The 16,147-nt window shown below is 68.7% G+C and carries 10 protein-coding genes and 3 pseudogenes; 6 read left to right on the top strand and 7 right to left on the bottom strand.

All coding sequences use genetic code 11. From position 1 onward, the window contains the following. The first annotated feature begins 109 nt into the window (after positions 1-109). A pseudogene (locus IH00_RS40980) lies at positions 110-951 on the top strand (IS5 family transposase). A 14-nt stretch (positions 952-965) separates the two neighbouring features. Here the strand turns inward: IH00_RS40980 and IH00_RS0132850 are convergent. Both IH00_RS0132850 and IH00_RS40970 read right to left on the bottom strand, forming a co-directional pair. Beyond that, the gene (locus IH00_RS0132850) at positions 966-1,673 is read right to left on the bottom strand and encodes a hypothetical protein (RefSeq protein ID WP_234335049.1); all 708 of its coding nucleotides are present in this window, start codon (positions 1,671-1,673) and stop codon (positions 966-968) included. Between the two features lie 512 nt (positions 1,674-2,185). Further along, positions 2,186-2,917, bottom strand: a pseudogene (locus tag IH00_RS40970) (IS5 family transposase); the annotation flags it as partial. A 301-nt stretch (positions 2,918-3,218) separates the two neighbouring features. Here IH00_RS40970 and IH00_RS0132835 point away from each other — a divergent pair. Beyond that, positions 3,219-4,028: a hypothetical protein gene (locus IH00_RS0132835; protein ID WP_031079722.1), complete on the top strand. Its 810-nt coding sequence runs from the start codon at positions 3,219-3,221 to the stop codon at positions 4,026-4,028. 190 nt (positions 4,029-4,218) lie between these two features. Here IH00_RS0132835 and IH00_RS0132830 read toward each other — a convergent pair whose 3' ends face one another. Continuing rightward, on the bottom strand, positions 4,219-4,686 hold the full coding sequence (locus tag IH00_RS0132830; protein WP_031079721.1) for a hypothetical protein: 468 nt from the start codon (positions 4,684-4,686) through the stop codon (positions 4,219-4,221). 165 nt (positions 4,687-4,851) lie between these two features. Here IH00_RS0132830 and IH00_RS0132825 point away from each other — a divergent pair, with 165 nt between their 5' ends. Further along, the gene (locus IH00_RS0132825) at positions 4,852-5,301 is read left to right on the top strand and encodes a hypothetical protein (protein WP_031079720.1); all 450 of its coding nucleotides are present in this window, start codon (positions 4,852-4,854) and stop codon (positions 5,299-5,301) included. 732 nt (positions 5,302-6,033) lie between these two features. Then, positions 6,034-6,163 (top strand): annotated as a pseudogene (locus tag IH00_RS44525) (DUF3626 domain-containing protein); the annotation flags it as partial. 120 nt (positions 6,164-6,283) lie between these two features. Here the strand turns inward: IH00_RS44525 and IH00_RS0132815 are convergent. Then, positions 6,284-6,811, bottom strand: a complete 528-nt coding sequence (locus IH00_RS0132815) for a GNAT family N-acetyltransferase (protein ID WP_031079718.1) — start codon at positions 6,809-6,811, stop codon at positions 6,284-6,286. A 1,494-nt stretch (positions 6,812-8,305) separates the two neighbouring features. Beyond that, positions 8,306-9,565: a lipase family protein gene (locus IH00_RS0132805; RefSeq protein WP_078888086.1), complete on the bottom strand. Its 1,260-nt coding sequence runs from the start codon at positions 9,563-9,565 to the stop codon at positions 8,306-8,308. A 189-nt stretch (positions 9,566-9,754) separates the two neighbouring features. Here IH00_RS0132805 and IH00_RS0132800 point away from each other — a divergent pair, with 189 nt between their 5' ends. Continuing rightward, positions 9,755-10,984 carry a PucR family transcriptional regulator gene (locus tag IH00_RS0132800; RefSeq protein ID WP_052411819.1) on the top strand — a complete coding sequence of 410 codons (1,230 nt, stop codon included), beginning with the start codon at positions 9,755-9,757 and terminating at the stop codon, positions 10,982-10,984. On the opposite strand, the gene IH00_RS39645 is transcribed toward IH00_RS0132800, so the two are convergent. Further along, entirely contained in the window at positions 10,884-11,855 is a 972-nt protein-coding gene (locus IH00_RS39645; RefSeq protein WP_031079715.1) for an alpha/beta fold hydrolase, read from the bottom strand. The genes IH00_RS0132800 and IH00_RS39645 overlap by 101 nt on opposite strands. Positions 11,856-12,032: 177 nt before the next feature. Here IH00_RS39645 and IH00_RS0132790 point away from each other — a divergent pair, with 177 nt between their 5' ends. Next, positions 12,033-13,496 carry an FAD-binding oxidoreductase gene (locus tag IH00_RS0132790; RefSeq protein WP_234335048.1) on the top strand — a complete coding sequence of 488 codons (1,464 nt, stop codon included), beginning with the start codon at positions 12,033-12,035 and terminating at the stop codon, positions 13,494-13,496. 807 nt (positions 13,497-14,303) lie between these two features. Here IH00_RS0132790 and IH00_RS0132785 read toward each other — a convergent pair. Next, positions 14,304-15,527, bottom strand: coding sequence for an alpha/beta hydrolase family protein (locus IH00_RS0132785; protein WP_234335047.1), 1,224 nt, complete (start codon positions 15,525-15,527; stop codon positions 14,304-14,306). Between the last annotated feature and the right edge of the window lie 620 nt (positions 15,528-16,147).

Genomic DNA, 16,147 nt, shown 5'->3' with positions numbered 1-16,147 from the left:
CCGAGGTCAACGACCGCCTCACCACATAGGACACGGTCTTAGAACTCCTAACGAAATGATCTTCGAGTTGGTTGGATCGCTCCGGGGCCAATGATCCGGGGGTGCAGGGGTGGCTCGTCCGAAGCCGTGGGAAGTCGACGACGAGCTGTGGGCGGTGATAGAGCCGCTGCTGCCCAAGGTCGAGCGCCGGACCCGGCATCCAGGACGCAGGCGACATCCGGACCGGCTGGTGTTCCAGGGCATCCTGTTCGTGCTGCACACCGGGATCTCCTGGGAACATCTGCCGCAGGACCTCGGTTTCGGGTAGGGGATGACCTGCTGGCGGCGCCTGGCCGAGTGGACCGAGGTCGGCGGGTGGTCCCGGCTGCACGAGGTCCTCCTCGCCAGGCTCCACAGCGCGAACGCCCTGGACTTCTCCCGAGCGGCCGTCGACGGCTCCCACGTCCGCGCGTTAAAGGGGGCGCCAAGACCGGACGAAGCCCTGTTGACCGGGGCAGGACGGGCAGCAAGCACCACCTGATCACCGACGCCACTGGCATCCCGCTCGCCGCCACCCTCACCGGCGGCAACCGCAACGACGTCACCCAGCTGATCCCACTGCTCCAGGCCGTGCCGCCGGTGCGGGGCAAACGCGGCCGGCCCCGGCGCCGCCCGGACGCGGTCCTCGCGGACCGCGGCTACGACCACGACAAGTACCGCCGCCTGGTCTGGGACCTCGGCGTGAAACCACTGATCGCCCGCTGCGGCACCGAACACGGCTCCGGTCTGGGCACCCAACGCTGGGTCGTGGAACGCGCCTTCGCCCACCTGCACTGGTTCCGCCGCCTACGGATTCGCTGGGAGATACTCGACGGCATCCACGAAGCATTCCTCACCTTGGGATGCGCACTCATCTACTGGAGGCGTCTCACCCGACGACGGCAGACGGCCCCTGTACCGCATGGACCGTGAACTGTAGAGGCTGGTCAGTGCACGCGTTCACCGCACTCTGCTGGGAACAGGACGGCGCCGGGCGGCAGTCCAGCTGGACGCCATCCCGTCACCCGCAGGCACGCTTCAACAGAGCCGTCCACGGGTGGATACTCGAGGGCAACCTCGTCCAGCACGGCGATCTCGCCGCCGACGTGTAGTTCCGCTGCGTGCACGCCGCTCGGGAAACAGCCGACCAGAGCCCCGAAGGCTGCCGTGTCATTGCTGTCGGCGACGCACTCTCGGATTTCGAAACGCCAGTGCTTGGCCGCATCGGCAAGCAGTGCCCTGCCCCGCTTGCCCAGTCCAACAAGGAAAGCTGAGCGAGTTCGCAACTGGTGGGCGATGGCGCAGCAGATCGGGACTGCTGTGCCGAAGGACGTCGCCACCCGCGTGTACTCACCGTGGGGATAGGACGACAGGGCCTCACCGACCATCCCCAACGCGGCGTCCCGTGCCGCCGGGTGACCCTGCTGCGCGATGTCCAGGAGCAGAGGCGTCGCGACCGCGGCCGCCGGAAACACTGCGGCACTGTGGCCATGGACGATTCCGCCGCCGCCGAGCAGCGAGCTGGCCTCAGCCGCCTCCACCAGGTTCGCTGCATCCGCGAGCGCGCGCAGACCGCGCTCGGCACGAGCCGGTTCATACCAGTCGGGATGGCCCGGTATGGCACCCCAGTCCACCGCGTTGATCGCATCCAACACGACAGCATCCTCGCACCTGGCTGCTACCCACTGCCCCAGGGCCCGACGATGCCTCGTGAGTCATTCCGTTAGGAGTTCTAAAAGAGCGTTTTATCCCGGCAAGGATGTTTGGTAACTGGCGCGATGCCAGCCGCTTGGCGTGGTCCGTGCTGGCGTGTGAGGATCCGCCTGTGGAGTGTGATGTGTGCGGGCGGTCGATGTGGCGGTGGCCGGTGGCGCCGACAGCCTGGGAAGAGGAGATCTGGTCCTGTTCCTGGTGCCATGCGGTCACCCATGTGGGCGGCGAGTGGTTCGAGATTTCGCGAACGCCGTATCTGCCCATGGGGATGCGATGGGAGGAGGCCGTCGCAGATGGCCTTGCCCTTGGCACCTCCCACGCATTCGGCATCTTCGACAGGACGCTGTGCGGCATCCAGGAAGCCGGCATGGTGCCGTCCGACTACTGGTGGCTGCCGGAGCGCGGAGACGCCTGCGGTGCCTGCCGGGAAGCGGCGGGTGTCATCGATGCCCGATGGCCGCATGAAATGAGGGGTGAAAACGCGCGGGTCGTGCATGAGCCAGCCGAAGGTCCGCTCGACGACCCAGTGTCGCGGAATCACCTTGAAGCCCTTTTGGGCGGGGTCGCGGCAGGTGACTTCGACGTCGATGCCCAAGCGGGCGCCGTGGTCGATGACCTTGGTGCGGTAGCCGGTGTCGGCCCAGGCTTTGGTGATGCGGGGGTGGTCGGAGGCGATGCTCGAGAGCAGGTGGATGCCGCCGATGTTGTCGGAAACGCTCGGCCAGGAGGAGGCCGAGCGTGTCGACGCCGATGTGACGTTTGCGGCCCGCGATCTTCTTGCCCGCGTCGATGCCCTGGCCGGCCGCGGGCACGTTGGCTGAGGTCTTGACGCTCTGGGCGTCGAGGACGCAGGCGCTCGGCTCGACGTCGCGGCCTTCGGCTTTCCGGACCAGGCGCCGCAGGAGACCGTTGAGCTGGTCGAAGACCTTGTCCTTCTGCCAGGCGGCGAAGTACCGTAAACCGTCTCCCATGGGGCGAAGTCGTGCGGCAGATACCGCCAGGGGACGCCGGTTCGGTCGACGTAGAGGATGGCGTCCATGATCCGGCGCAGATCGTGCTCGGGCGGCCGCCCGATGTCCAGGCCCTTCCCTCTTCGCTCGGCCCGCCAGGCCGTCAGAGTTGGTTCCAGCAGTGCCCAACGGGCATCGGACAGGTCACTCGGGTACGGCCGCTGCTTACGAGGCATGTTTCTGTAGTACTGATGACAGCCGTCCCGCCACAGGGCGCAAACCGGCGCGACCGGGGGCGTGTTGGGATCAGACAGGAGCGAAGGGACCGAAACGGGCCCTCGAAGGCCGTCATCTGCCTCACCTGCCACAAGAGATGTCTACTGCCCCAGCCGACCCGAAACGGTCCGCCACCTGAACTGCAATGAAGCACCCCGGGCGGGACAAAACGCTCTTTAAGTGCGGGCGCCGAGTCCGCGTAACGGATGGCGGTCTTCTCATCGATTTCGAAGACGAGCGCGAGGTGGAGCGGGTCGCGCCGTGGGTGAGGGCTTCTTCGAGCTGGCGGTCGACGCGGAGCCGTTCGAGGATGGCGGTGAGATTGCGGGTGGCCCCAGTGGTCCGGAGCTTGCCGGCCGGGCCGAGTTCGACGGCGGTCTCCTGGGTGATCAGCAGGTGGGGGTTGGCCGTTTTCGGCCAGCGGTTGCGGCGGTGGCCGAGCCAGTCCAGGACCGCTCGGTGGGTGAGGTCGTCGAGTGGGCGGATGTGGCCGCCGACGGTGATGCGCCGGTTACCCAGGTCGACGTCGTCCATCTGCATAGTGCGGATCATCTTCGGCCGTGCTGCGTGGACGGCGGCCAGGGCGACGATGAGCCGGATGTCTGGGGTGGTGGCGGTGGCGATGGCCTCGTCGATGTCCGCCTGGGCGAGTGCCTGGAGGACGCCGCCGGTCTGTCGGGGGACACAGATGCGGATCGTGGAGTTGCGGAAGATCTGGCTGTTCTTCTTCGCGTGCCGGGGCCGGTGCAGGTGACCGTGGTGCCGTCGCCCATGGCCCATGCGATGGACGACACCTTGGCCGTGGCGGTGACCGTGACGCCGCCCGCCGTCGCCGTGGCGGTGTCCGGCCCGTACGTCGTCGCGGACGGCGCCACCCAGAGCCACATCGGCATCCCCGCGACATACCGCCCGCATGCCTTCGGGCTAGCAACATCGGGCCCCACCAGCTTCATGGAGTCGACCGCCTGCCGGGCCACCAGTTCCGGATCGATCGTCGGCGCGGCCGGGCCTCCGCCGGTCGGCACAAACACCATGCCCACCCGGCCCGTGTCCGGGCACACCACCTGGTAGACCGCGCCATCCTTCGCCGTCCTGCCCTCCCACGCCAGGTTCGCCGCCGGGGGCTGCGGCGTGAGCCTGGTGTAGGTGCAGGGCGGCTCCGAACCGCTCCCGCCAGAAGCGCCGGCGGGCTTGGCCGCCGTGCTGGAGCCGCCGCCTGATCCGGTCGAGCCACCGCCGTCCGACGCGCACACCGTCACCGTCAGCGCCACGCCTTCGCAAGGGCCGCCACCAGGACCGTCAGGTGGTACTCGATGAGGGCCTCGCCCTGGTCCAGGGCGGCGACGGCCTCCTCCAGCGAGGTGACCGCGGCCATTCCGGTCAAGCCGGCATCGTGCTGCTGGTAGTGGGCGTTCAGTTGGCGGAGCTGGTGGGTGAGGCTCTCCGGGACTTCCTTGAGGCCGCCGAGGGGCAGGCGGCTCGCCAGCAGCATCTCAGCCACCACGCCGTCCGTGGCTCCGCTGCCCATGAAGAAGGCCTGCGCCTCACCGGTTTCGGCCGCCCGGGCCGCGGCAGGATCGCTGATGCCACGGAAGTGGCCGCTCAGCTCGTCCAGCAGGACCCGTGCCTTGTTGGTCTCCACGGAGCGGAAGGCGTACGCCGGGTCCCGGCCCGCGACCAAGGCGTGCTCGTCTTCGGCGTACTGGGCCCGGGAGGCGCGGTAAGGCACTGTAGGACAGGCCAGTTGAAGGCCGCGCCGTTCGACTCAGGGGGAAACATGCGGGCCCGCGAATGCGCACTCGTACTGACCGTTGGCAGTGCCATCCTGCTCTCCGGCTGCTCGGGTGACCCCGAAGCCGCCGCGCCGAGTCCGAGTCCGAGCGGGAGCCGGAGCGTGAGTCCGAGCGCGAGCCGGACCCCGACGCCCGAGCCGACCCCGGCCAGTGCACTCGTCATCCTCTGGTACGGGCAGGGCGGCTCCGAGCGGTACAACGAACTGGTCGGGCATGCACGCGCCGCCCAGAGTTTGCACAAGCAGGACCGCGTGGTCATCGACTTCCAGTACCTGTCCGAGGCACTCCGCGCCGCCGAGGCGTACGAGCAGATCCCCGACGCGCCGACCCAGAAGGTGTGGGCGAGCGCGCTGAAGCAGACCCGCAGTGGCATGGCGAGCGTGCTGGCCGGTTCGTCCCTGGCCGTCCCGCCCCTGCCCGAGGACGAGGCCAGGGATGCGCAGGCCCGAGGGTGGGAGAAGATCGGCAAGGGTCTCGCGGAGCTGAAGGACCTGGACGCCCGGTTCCGCGCCTTCGGAGTCCTGCCGCTGAAGGACCCGTGGACGGCCTAAGAGTTGTCCCGTAAATGATCTCCGAGTCGCCTCGGGCATGCTCGGTGGTGGTGTGGGCGCGCGGGTAGCCCTCGGCCAGCTGCCAGGGGTCCGACCGCGCCAGCGGGAGCCCGAGTCCCTGGACCAGTCCCATGACGAGGGTCGGCTGGTGGGCGGCCGGGTTCTCCTGGGCGAGCCGCCGCAGGATGGCGAGGGCCCCCTGGCGAGGACGTCCTCGTGCCGGTTCAGCTCGGCCGGTGGCAGCGTGAGCTTGATGAGGGAGAAGGCCAGTAGCTGATCGGCTCAGGGTGGCTGAGGCGCCGCCAGAGTGCCATGATCTCTTCGTAGGTGCGGACTGTCTCTTTGTGTCGGCCGGTCGCCGCAGCAGTCGGCCGGGCATTTCCAGAGCCACCGCCAGATCGAACTCGTATCCCTCGTCGGCCTGCGCCAGACACCGCCAGGCGTTGACCTCCTGCTCACCGGCCTCGACGGCCCGGTCAAGACGATTCAGTGCCGCCAGGGGCCGCCCGAGGCTTCTGAGTGACGGCGGCCCCCGTGGCACTGGTCTGCCCTGCGGCGTGGTGTGCCGGGAGCAATCCGCCCCGGCGAGCGCAGCGCGACGGGTCGATCAGTGGTGCGAGTCGGCCGCGACGGAATCCATGTGCACCGGTTGATCGGCTTGGGGGACACTGCGCGGATGAGCTCGAAACATCCCAGACGCCGCAGGAACGGGCCCTTCGTCACGTCACGGCACTGGCGTCGGGCCCTCCGGTGGACCCGCCGCTGCGGGTGACCCTCAACCGCTGAGGACAGCGTCTACCGCTCGCAGTTCGTCACGGGGACCAGCAACGGTGGACTGGCTGGGTCGGCTGAGCGGGACCGGCAGGGTGGTCACACCCCGCGAGCACGACCACACGGGGGCGGCCGCGCTCGTGGTCACTGGCCTTCTGCGGGATGGCAGAAGCGCGAAGCCCCCGGGTGGTTGGCCCGCCCGCTCGCCGTGTCACCTCCGGCTCCATAGCGGTATGTGGATGTCCAGGACGGGCCCGGTGGCTCGGGTGGGTGGAGCGTCCAGACTTTCCAGGACGTGCAGCATCGGCGTGTTGACCGCGGCGACAGTGGCGGTCAGCGTGTGGTGTCCGGCTCGTCGGGCTACGTCGGCCGCGTGTGCGGCCAGGGCGGTACCGAGGCCTTTGGACTGCCATTCGTCCTCGATGAGCACGGCAAGTTCCCCCACTCCTTTCTGATCGGTTCGCATGACGTTGGTCATGGCGATGATGCGGTCCGTTTGCTGGGCAGTGGTGGTGACCAAGGTGGTGCCGCGCGCCGGATCGGACAGCTGCCGCCATCCGGCGGTGGACAACTCGCGTTTACCCGCGTGGTAACGCAGAGCTCGGCTGCCCGGCGAGCAGCGGCGGTGCAGTTCCTGGATGGGTCCGAGGTCGGCGGGAGTGACCTCGCGAGTACGGGTGGTGGTGCCGTCGTTCAGGGTGATCGGGTATGCCGTGCGTCGAGGGCCGGCATCGGGCATGCGGCGGTCTCCTCACGTGCGAGCGTGACTGGTGTGCTGGATCGCCGTCGGGGCGCATGTGCCCCTCCGCGTTAGGAGGAGTCTTTTGCCCCTCGCCCGGACGATTCAAGGCGGATTTCCGCCATGTCGATTACGCATGGCTTGCAACTCGTCACCGAGCGGAGTGAGCAATGATGGAGGAATCCATCCCATTCTGGGGTAAACGAACCGGCAGCGGACGGAGACACCTTCACCGGCTTGGCGTGGCAGCGAGGACAGCGGGGGCCTTGGGTGGTCGAGCCTGTCTGAGCCGCGAGCACAGAGGCCAGTGCCGGCCGGGCAATTCCGGGAGCGCTCCGGACGACCGGTACACCAGACCGCACTCTTCCGTCGAATGCGCTCCCTCACCGTCCTGCACCGGCAGCCGACGGATGTCCGCAGGCGGGGAAGCTTTCGACCGAGACGGCGACGGCGGGCGGGGTGGTGAGGCGGGCACAGGGGGTGTCGCGGCATGGTGAGGCGCCAGGACACGGCCCGCAGCGACGAGAAGGCAGCGGCCCGGGCAATTCCGAATGCGGGCTGCCCGTTGCCTGTCCCGCCGGTCCAGTCGCGCGTGAAGCCCTCGCCGGGCGAGGGCAAGACGGCCGTGATGTCCTGGCGGATGGACAGATGACGACGTCACCCGTTCGGCCGAAAAGGCGGCCCTTGCGCGCGGCGGACGCGAAGAACCGCTCCAGGTCCAAAAGCGTGCCGATCGCGTGCGACACCCCCGCGCCACCGTCCGCACGAGCGAGTGGCCGGCCGCGACCACCTCTTGAGCGGTGAGGTCGAACACCTCCACGGCAGTCGCTCGTGAGAGTCCGGAGGCTGGTCAGGTAGCCCGTCACCCCATGCCCTGTGGCCGGGCCGCGAAACTGCTCGGAGCGCACGAGCAACTCCCGCCGCTTCTCCTCGTGCGGCGTCACGGCTCATCGGCGGAACAGCGCTCGTACGCCAGCTGATCGGCGCCATCGACGGCGCAGGCATCCGGGCGGAATGCGTGCAGGTAGCTCCCTCGACTGAGGGATCGTGTACATCAAGCGTTCATCCGTGACCCCAAAAGGTGTGGGCGAACTGCGTTGGCATGCGCAAGACCTTTGGACTCCCGGGCGGACCGCGGGCCCGGGACAAGCCCGTAGGGGCGGCACAAAGAAAGCCTCGTACGGGCGACGCTCCAGTTGTATGACTAGCGCGATCCACTGGGCTTGGGCACGTAGAGACATGCCGGCGGTACTGGCTGCGTGGGGCGTACGGGGCTCCAATCGCCGGAACCGGCCAGCGATCCGGCCATGGCATGGACGAACATCGCTCGCCAGCACGCAGGGGGCTGCGCACGATCAGAGCAGCATCATGTGGATGCTTTTGTCGCCGGAGCGCCACTCGACCCCCTCGACCTGCGCATACGCGCTCCGGCACACAACGGCCGTACCGCCGAGCGGTCCCAGGGTGGTCCCTCAGCCGTGCAGGAGTCGGGCTTCAGCAGTCGTTTCCCACGCGCTGGCCCGAGAGCCGGCCCTCGATCCAGCTGAGTGACTGGGGGGCAGACGCGTAGAACGCGGCTATGTGGGTGGGAACCGTATAGGGCTGCCAGTCCACCGTGGCCCCGAGTGCGCACAGCCTGTCACGTAATTCGGTGCTTGCGTGATAGGGGATGACGTCATCCCGCTGCGAGTGGTAGAGCCGCACCGGGGTGAGGGGGCGCCGTCGGCCGGCCTTTTGCTCGCCGAGCCTTTGGATCCATTCCGGGCTTTGGAGGATGTCCTCCCGGGTCACGGCTTTCCACGTGCGCAGTCCGTATTTGGCAGCGATTTGCAGGGTGCAGTCGTCCGTCACATCGCTGATCAGTTTCCTGCCGTGTTCGGTCAAGGCTTCGTCCAGCCGGAGTTCGGGATAGGCAGCCTTCAAGCCCACGCCGGCCGCGAGACCGAATCCGAAACCAGCCCTGCCGTCGAGGTGCTGGGCAACTGCCTGCAGATCCGCCGCTGGAGCTCCTACGGAGGCCGCGCGCAGGTCAAGATCTGGGGCGTATGAGGGCTGGAGCTCCGCGGCCCAGATTGCGGCCTGCCCGCCCTGGGAATAGCCGGTGACGGCCATCGGGGCCTCGGCTGACAGGCCGGTGCCGGGGAGGCGTCCGGCGGCACGAAGCGAGTCCAGCACGGCCTGTCCCTGTGACCGTCCGTTGGCGTAGGTATGGGCTCCGGGAGTGCCCAGGCCCTCGTAGTCGGTGACCGCCACCGCCCAGCCGCGTTCGAGCATCGCGTGAATGACGACGCCTTCGTAGTCGGTGCCGTTGGCCAGCGTGCGGGTGGGCGCGCAGTGGTCGCCGAGGCCGTGGGTCCCGATGGCATAGGCCACGATCGGCCGCGGTCCGTTGCCGTGATGAGGCTCCCGCGGTACCAGGAGGGTGCCGGAGACGGCGATCGGACGGCTGTGCGCATCGGTGCTGCTGTAGAGGAGTTGCCACGCGTGTACAGCGGTGTCGACCAGCCCGGACGGTTGGACCCGGAACCTCGAAGTGCGGGACCGGATCACTGTTCCCGGCTTGGCGGTCACCGGAGTGGGCGGATGGAAGAAGGGGTCGTCGACCGGGGCGGTGGAGCTGCCAGGGGCCGAAAGGGCGGCAGGAGGGGTGATGGGCGCGGGCGCAGCCTGTGCAGGCTGCGGCGGGCTCAGGAGCGCCGCAGCCGACAGCACGGTGATCAGGGGGCAAAGGCGGGTCGCTCGGGGCGCTTTCATAGAGATCCCTTCGCGTACGTCGAAGCTCCGGGCAGGCTTTCCGGAATCCCTGGGATCTTGCTGGCTGGAGCCCGTGGCCACGATGGACCTGCCGACAGGAACGGCATGGCCACGCTGTGGCGTTCGACATTGACGGCCGGCGTTCACAAACAGCGGGACGTCGGCGGACTCTTCTCCTAGAGTACGATCATGGCGGCTCACTCGATGCACGCTGCGTTGTCCGACCCTCAACTCAGGCGTCTTGCGAAGTCCTTGTACGACCGAGTGGCGGATCTGACCGAAAAGGTCACGGACCGTGTCCGTCGTGGCCCGCACGCCGGATTCATCCCAGGTTCCGTGCCGCTCGATGACCTGCGGACCTCGTGCCGTGCTCACCTGGCTTTCGCTCTGCACAAGCTCGGCGGCGGGTACAGCCCCGATCCGGCTCCGTTGGTAGGGCGGCAACGGGCCCGGCAGGGTGTGCCACTCCCCGCCGTTCTCGGCGCCTACCGCGTCGGCGCTCTGCTGTTGTGGGAAGAACTCGTGGAGGAAGCACAGCAATCAGGGCGCTCCAGCCTGCGGGCGCTGCTGGCCGGCGCCGGCAGCATCATGGAGATGATCGAGGCCGGTGCCGAAGCGCTTGCCGTCGTTTACCAGGCCACGGCGAGTGAGCAGGCGGCATGGCGGGAACAGTACCGCTCGGCCCTGCTCGCAGACCTCCTCGACGGTACGGTGGTCGACACGGCGGCGCTCTGGCGGGCCGCTGATGTGCTGCGTCTCCCCTATGAGGGCCCGTTCGTCGTCGCGGTAGTGGAGGCTGCAGCGGGAGGAGGGAGTCCGGCCGCCCCGCAGGCGGCGGATTGGGAAAGCCGTTTGGCCGCCCAGGGCATCGCGTCGGCGTGGCAGCATACTCCGGAGATGCTGATCGGTGTGGTGTCGGTACGGGACATACCGACGTTTCGGCGCTTAGCCGACCGGGCGGGACTAACCGACTCGGCTCGCATCGGGGTCAGTCCGCCGTTCCGTACGATGGCCGGTACGTGTCAGAGCTTCCGTCTCGCTCGCCTTGCCCTCGTCGCCGCCGCCCCCGTGGTGCGCGGGCTCATAACCTTCGACGACCAGCCTCTGGCCGCGCTGGTCGTTCACTCGCCCGATGTCAGCGCCCGGCTGGCGTGGGCCGTCCTCGGCGGCCTTTTGGGTCTGCCGGCCCCTGAACGCCAGTCGCTCCTGGACACCTTGGCAGTCTGGTTCTCGGTGGCAGGTTCGGCAGAGCTGGCGGCCCGCCGGCTTCACTGTCACGCCAACACCGTCCGCTACCGGCTGCGCCGAGTGGAGCAACTCACCGGCCGCGCGGTTGCCGACCCGGTGACAGTGGCCGAACTGTACGTCGCGCTGCAGGCCGTCCGGCTGCTGCCTGCCTCGAACTGGGCCGCGCCCTGATACTCCCCGGGCATGCCTCACCCTGCCCGGCAAGCTCGCTGGACACTAAGACCGTGTCATACGTGGTGAGGCGGATGAGTCGTTTGTAGCAGCAGAGGGCGGCGGCGAGGCCGAGAAAGGCCAGGTAGTTGCCGGGATCGCGCTCGTCCGCCCGGCAACATCTCGAACTTGGCACCCGGGACCCTCTCGGCAACTGCGCGGCCAAGGTGCGGCGGTGTGGCGATGTCCAGTTCACCGGCAGCACCAGGGTCGGCGCAGTGATCTCGGCCAGGCGGGCGAGCGTGTCATGGGTCCTGAACGCGGCGAGCTGGCGCTGGAAGGCCTCGATGGACTGCGGATACGGGAAGGCCAGCGTCTCCTCGATGATTCGGTCCACCGTGCCGTCGGCGTGTGCCCGCGGGGTGTAGATCCACAGCAGGAACGCCGCCAGCATGGCGCGCTCGGTGGGGGCTCGCTCGGACATCCAGTGCCAGAAGTCCGTCATCGACCGGAGGTAGGCGTCGGGGCGGCCCCATGTGCTCATGAGGACGAGGCTGCGGACGAGTCGGGGATGGTTGAGCGCCAGCTCCTGTGCGATGCGGCTCCCTCCCGAGAACCCCATGACATGGGCGGCCGGGATGCCAAGCGCGTGCAGCACGGCGGCGGCGTCCTCGGCCATCCCGGGTACCGACAAAGGCCCCTCGGGCAGCGGCGTACGTCCGGTGCCGCGATTGTCGTACGCAGTGAGCCGGTAACGGCCGGCGAGCCCATCGAGCTGTGCCTGCCAGGCTTCGGCGGGATCACTGAGCCCCGCGATGAGCAGGACGTCCGGACCGTTGCCTCGGCGCTCAACCCAGATCTCGCCAGTGTCGGCTTTGATCAGTTCGCCCATGCCCGGCCTCCTGGAAGCGGAATCTTCGTGGAGAGCTCACGCCAGCGCACCCGTACTCTCACCGTCCCACAAGTTCCGGAGGTCTGCCTGGGTCGCGGCGACCGCAGAGGCGGTGCCACTGCCTCGGATGGCGGCCTCTTCCCTCCGGGGCGATGCTGAAAACGGGAGGCGACCCCCATGAGTGAGACGCACGACCGTGGAAATACATCCGAGCGTGGAGAACGGACCAGCACGGATACCGGTCTTCCCGGCCCCGTCCTGGATCGCTTCGCCTCACGGCTGCGCGGGCGCCTCATCCGGCCCCGGGACCGGGATTACGCGTCGGCGAGAGCGCTGTGGAACGGCATGATCGACCGGCGGCCGGCGCTTGTGGCCCGATGCCGCGGTGAGGACGATGTGATCGCCTCCGTGGACTTCGCCCGGGACAACCTGCTGCCGCTCGCAGTGCGCGGGGGCGGGCACGGAGTGGCAGGCCATGCCCTCTGCGACGGCGGGCTGGTCGTCGACCTGGCGGAGATGACGGACATCGACGTCCACCCCGAGAGGCGCACCGCCCGGGCGCAGGGCGGCTGCACCCTGGGAGACCTCGACCGCGCAACCCAGCGGCATGGGCTCGCCGCACCCCTGGGGGTGGTGTCGGCAACCGGGATCGCCGGGCTCACCCTGTCGGGCGGAATGGGCTGGCTCCGGCGCAAGCACGCCCTGAGCTGCGACAACCTCGTATCGGCTGGATTGGTCACGGCCGACGGGAAGCTGCTCACCGCGAGCGGGAGCGAGAAGCAGGACCTCTTCTGGGCCATCCGCGGGGGCGGCGGCAACTTCGGCGTGGTGACATCGTTCGAGTATCGCCTGCATCGCGTGGGCCCCCGCGTCTTCCTCTGCCACGTGTACTACCCCATGGAATGCGCCGGGGAAGTGCTCAGGGCGTGCGAGCGGTACGTCGCGGAGGTCCCCGACGAGGTGGCACCGCTCGCCGTCCTCGGCCGGATACCGCGGGCCGAGGAGTACCCGGCAGCGGTGCACGGAGAACCCTTCGTGGCACTCTTCGCCGTGTCGACCGGCGCCGGTGAGGCCGCGGCCGAAGAGGGTGAGCGCGCACTGCGGCCGCTCCGGGAGATCGCCGAACCTCTCTGCGACCTCAGCGAGGTCACGACGTACACCGAGGCGCAGAAGTTCCTGGATGACGACTACCCGGACGGCGGGCTCTACTACTGGAAGTCCGCGAACGCTCCCGAGCTCAGCGACGAGCTGATCGAGAGCCTCACCGAACACGCCGCCGCGGCACCCTCGCCCGACTCGACCATCGACGTCTGGTATCAGGGCGGCGCTATGGCGCGGGTGGCCGAGGAGTCAACCGCCTTCGCCAACCGCGGCGCGCCCTACCTGGTCGGCATCGAGGGGAACTGGGGCCACCCAGCCGACTCGGAGCGGAACGTGGCCTGGGTCCGCGACACCTTCGCTGCCATGCGTCATTTCTCCGCCGGAGGCGTCTACCTCAATTTCCCCGGCTTTCTGGAAGAGGGGGAGCAACTCCTGCGGGAGGGCTACGGCAGCAACTACGAGCGGCTGTCCGAGGTGAAGGCGAAGTACGACCCCGGTAACCTTTTTCGCTTCAACGCGAACGTTGCCCCGAAGGGCTGAGCGCCACGCCGCCCCGGCGAACGACTCCCTCTGCCGTCTGCAAGCCCTCGTCCGGCATTTGGGCGGGGGTGCGCCGCCGCGGCCTTACGGATCCCTGCGAGCCCTCGCACCCGGACTGTCGTGCGCCTGATGGCTTCGCGTGCTGACCGGTGACAGTTGAAGCGGGCGGTTCCACTGCAGTGACAGGGATGTGATCAAGTGGCTGTCCCACGTAGCGTCCGGGTACTTGTTTCGACCTCATTGTGTGAGGCCGAATCCCCCGCGGCAGCGTCCATCTCCACCCGGCGAGATACACCGTGTGACGCCACATCATGCCGCCACCGCGTCTGCGGAACCGACGCCCGACATCCACCGGCCACGATGACAGCACAGCAGCCGAAGGAGCCCGCAAGCCGCCCGTAGACGAGGAGGTCATCGAGTCTCACGCCCGCCTCTGGATCGACCTCCCGGGCGCCGCCACCTGGCTCGGCACCCGCCGCCCGGCCCGGTTCCGTCGAATCCGTGAGCTGAAGCACCCGTATGGCGCGGTCGGCAGCGGTACCAGCAACTCCCGTGCCGCGGACAGGACCGACGTACAGGCGGGCGGGGTCGGCGCCGCCGCCGTGCAGGGTGCCGCAACGCAGCACGGTCATCCGCCGACAACCGCCCGGGATACCGCTTGCGCCGCGGCGGACGAGCAGGCACAGCGGAGCCACACGTTCCCACAGGCCATCAGGCACAAGATCACCAGACAGCCCACAGATCCTGCCGACACAACGCCCAACTGCCATGCCCAACAACGAGCTTCATTCTGAAACGATCAGTTGGTCAGCGCACCGACAGCGTCTGGTCGAGCCAGTCGAAGACGACCTCGCAGTGCTGCTGCGGCGCCATCGGGGAGCAGTGCAACTGCGCCCCAATGGCCGCGGTGAGTTTCACGTATTCCTTGGGCGAGGTCAGGTTGTCGAACAACTCGCGGGGCTGACCCGGATAGAACTGCTCGAAGTCGTAGTCGAGGACCAGCGTGGGCGCCTTGATGCGGCCCACGACGTCCGTGATCGTCAGGGCCTCGACGCGCTTGGCCGGGGTGTGGAAGTCGGTGAACATCTTGCCCTCGCGGGCACCGAGCATCGCCTGGACGGAAAAGGGCTCGAAGCGCTTCTTGATCGTCGCCGCATCGTCGGCGGGCAGCTCGGGGACGACCTCCTCGTTCCAGATGTTGTTGGTCTCCTCCTTGCTCGGCTGGAGGATCTCCCGGATCTGGGAGGGGAAGCCGAGCCAGGGCGCCACGCAGCCGGGCATCGCCACCAGTGCGGCGATCCGGTTCTCGAAGGCCGCGGCACGGGGGGCCAGGTCGCCGCCCATGCTCAGGCCGGTGAGGGCGATCCGTTCGGGGTCCACGTCCGGGCGGGCCACCAGCCAGTCGACGAGCGGCGTGACCACCTTCTCCCAGGTCGGTGTGAAGACCACCCGGTCCACGAAGAGCAGCTGCCCCTGGCCGGGGCCGTCGTAGACGAGCGCGTTCCAGCCGCGCTCCAGCGCGGCCTGGACTCCATAGGTCCACATGTCGACGTTCTGGCCGTCGCTGCCGTTGGTGAGGATCACGGTGGGGCGCCGGGTGGTGGACTCGTCCGGCCGGAAGAACCACACCGGCAGCGGGGTCTTCTCGTACGGGACGTTCGCCTTCACGGCTGCCGGGTCGCAGAGGCCGCAGAACTTGTCCCAGGCGCCTCGCCCGGCCTTGTACAGCCGCTCCTCGCTGCCGGGATCGTCGGAGCCGAGGACGAAGAACAGCGCCTGGGCGTAGTACTGCGCTGCGCGCAGCGCACGGAAGCGCGTGGTCTGCTCGTCGGGCTTGGCGCCCTCGGGCGCCCCCATCAGCCGGTCGCCGAGCTTGCTGAACGTCTCGACGTACGTCTGCGCGGAGAGGCCGGCCTTGTTGATCGAGTTCACCGCGGTGAGCACTTCTCCCACCTCGGCGGATCCCTGACCGGACGCGCCGAGCGCGAGCAGCCCGCTGAAGTTGTACGCCGGGTCCTTGAACAGGGTCATCACGCCCGGCGTGGGCCCGCCGGCGGGTGCGGTGCCCGTCGCCGTCGGGCTGGGGGTGGGCGCGTTCACGGGCCTCGCGTCGGACGGCGTACAGCCGGCGGCCAACGCGGCCCCGGTCCCGGCGACTAGTCCGGCAAGTGCGGCGCGACGGGTGGGGCCGGATGTGCGATCGCCTGATGCGTACGTCATACCGACCGAACGTACGAGCCGCGGGCACAGCTCCACAGACGCGACACCCGCCGTTCCCTCGAACGGCGGGTGTCGCGGCATGCGTCGATCAGGCCCGAAGGCCCATGGACCCTCAGCCCAGCGCCGACTTCACCGCGTCGGCGAGGCGCCCGGCCGCCGCGCGCGCCTGGGCGATGTCCGCGGCCGTGGTCGTCGCGGTCGGACTTCCGCGGGGTCCGCCGGGGGCCGAGCTTCAGCAGGCCCTGGCGCCCGTCTGCGAACAGATCTTGCCTAGTACTGCAACGGTCTTTGCGGTGACGGTTGGGTAGGTCGGTCGTTGGTCTGCTCATGGGTGGGGAACTGTCTGATGCCCGGTCGTGGGCGGGTGAACTGAGGGCTCTGCAGGAGCGGTTCGTGCATCGTTTTGCCAGGTCGGAGCCGCGTGAGTCGGC

This window comes from Streptomyces sp. NRRL S-118 (genome assembly GCF_000716335.1).
Taxonomy (GTDB): Bacteria; Actinomycetota; Actinomycetes; order Streptomycetales; family Streptomycetaceae; genus Streptomyces.
This window is presented reverse-complemented; position numbering and strand designations above follow the sequence as displayed.

What these genes read in the sequence shown, in the direction of transcription:
- IH00_RS0132815 (WP_031079718.1), bottom strand. Translation starts at nt 6,811, where the DNA reads ATGCCCGATGCCGGCCCTCGACGCACGGCATACCCGATCACCCTGAAC.
- IH00_RS0132805 (WP_078888086.1), bottom strand. Translation starts at nt 9,565, where the DNA reads ATGAAAGCGCCCCGAGCGACCCGCCTTTGCCCCCTGATCACCGTGCTG.
- IH00_RS0132800 (WP_052411819.1), top strand. Translation starts at nt 9,755, where the DNA reads ATGGCGGCTCACTCGATGCACGCTGCGTTGTCCGACCCTCAACTCAGG.
- IH00_RS39645 (WP_031079715.1), bottom strand. Translation starts at nt 11,855, where the DNA reads ATGGGCGAACTGATCAAAGCCGACACTGGCGAGATCTGGGTTGAGCGC.
- IH00_RS0132790 (WP_234335048.1), top strand. Translation starts at nt 12,033, where the DNA reads ATGAGTGAGACGCACGACCGTGGAAATACATCCGAGCGTGGAGAACGG.
- IH00_RS0132785 (WP_234335047.1), bottom strand. Translation starts at nt 15,527, where the DNA reads ATGACCCTGTTCAAGGACCCGGCGTACAACTTCAGCGGGCTGCTCGCG.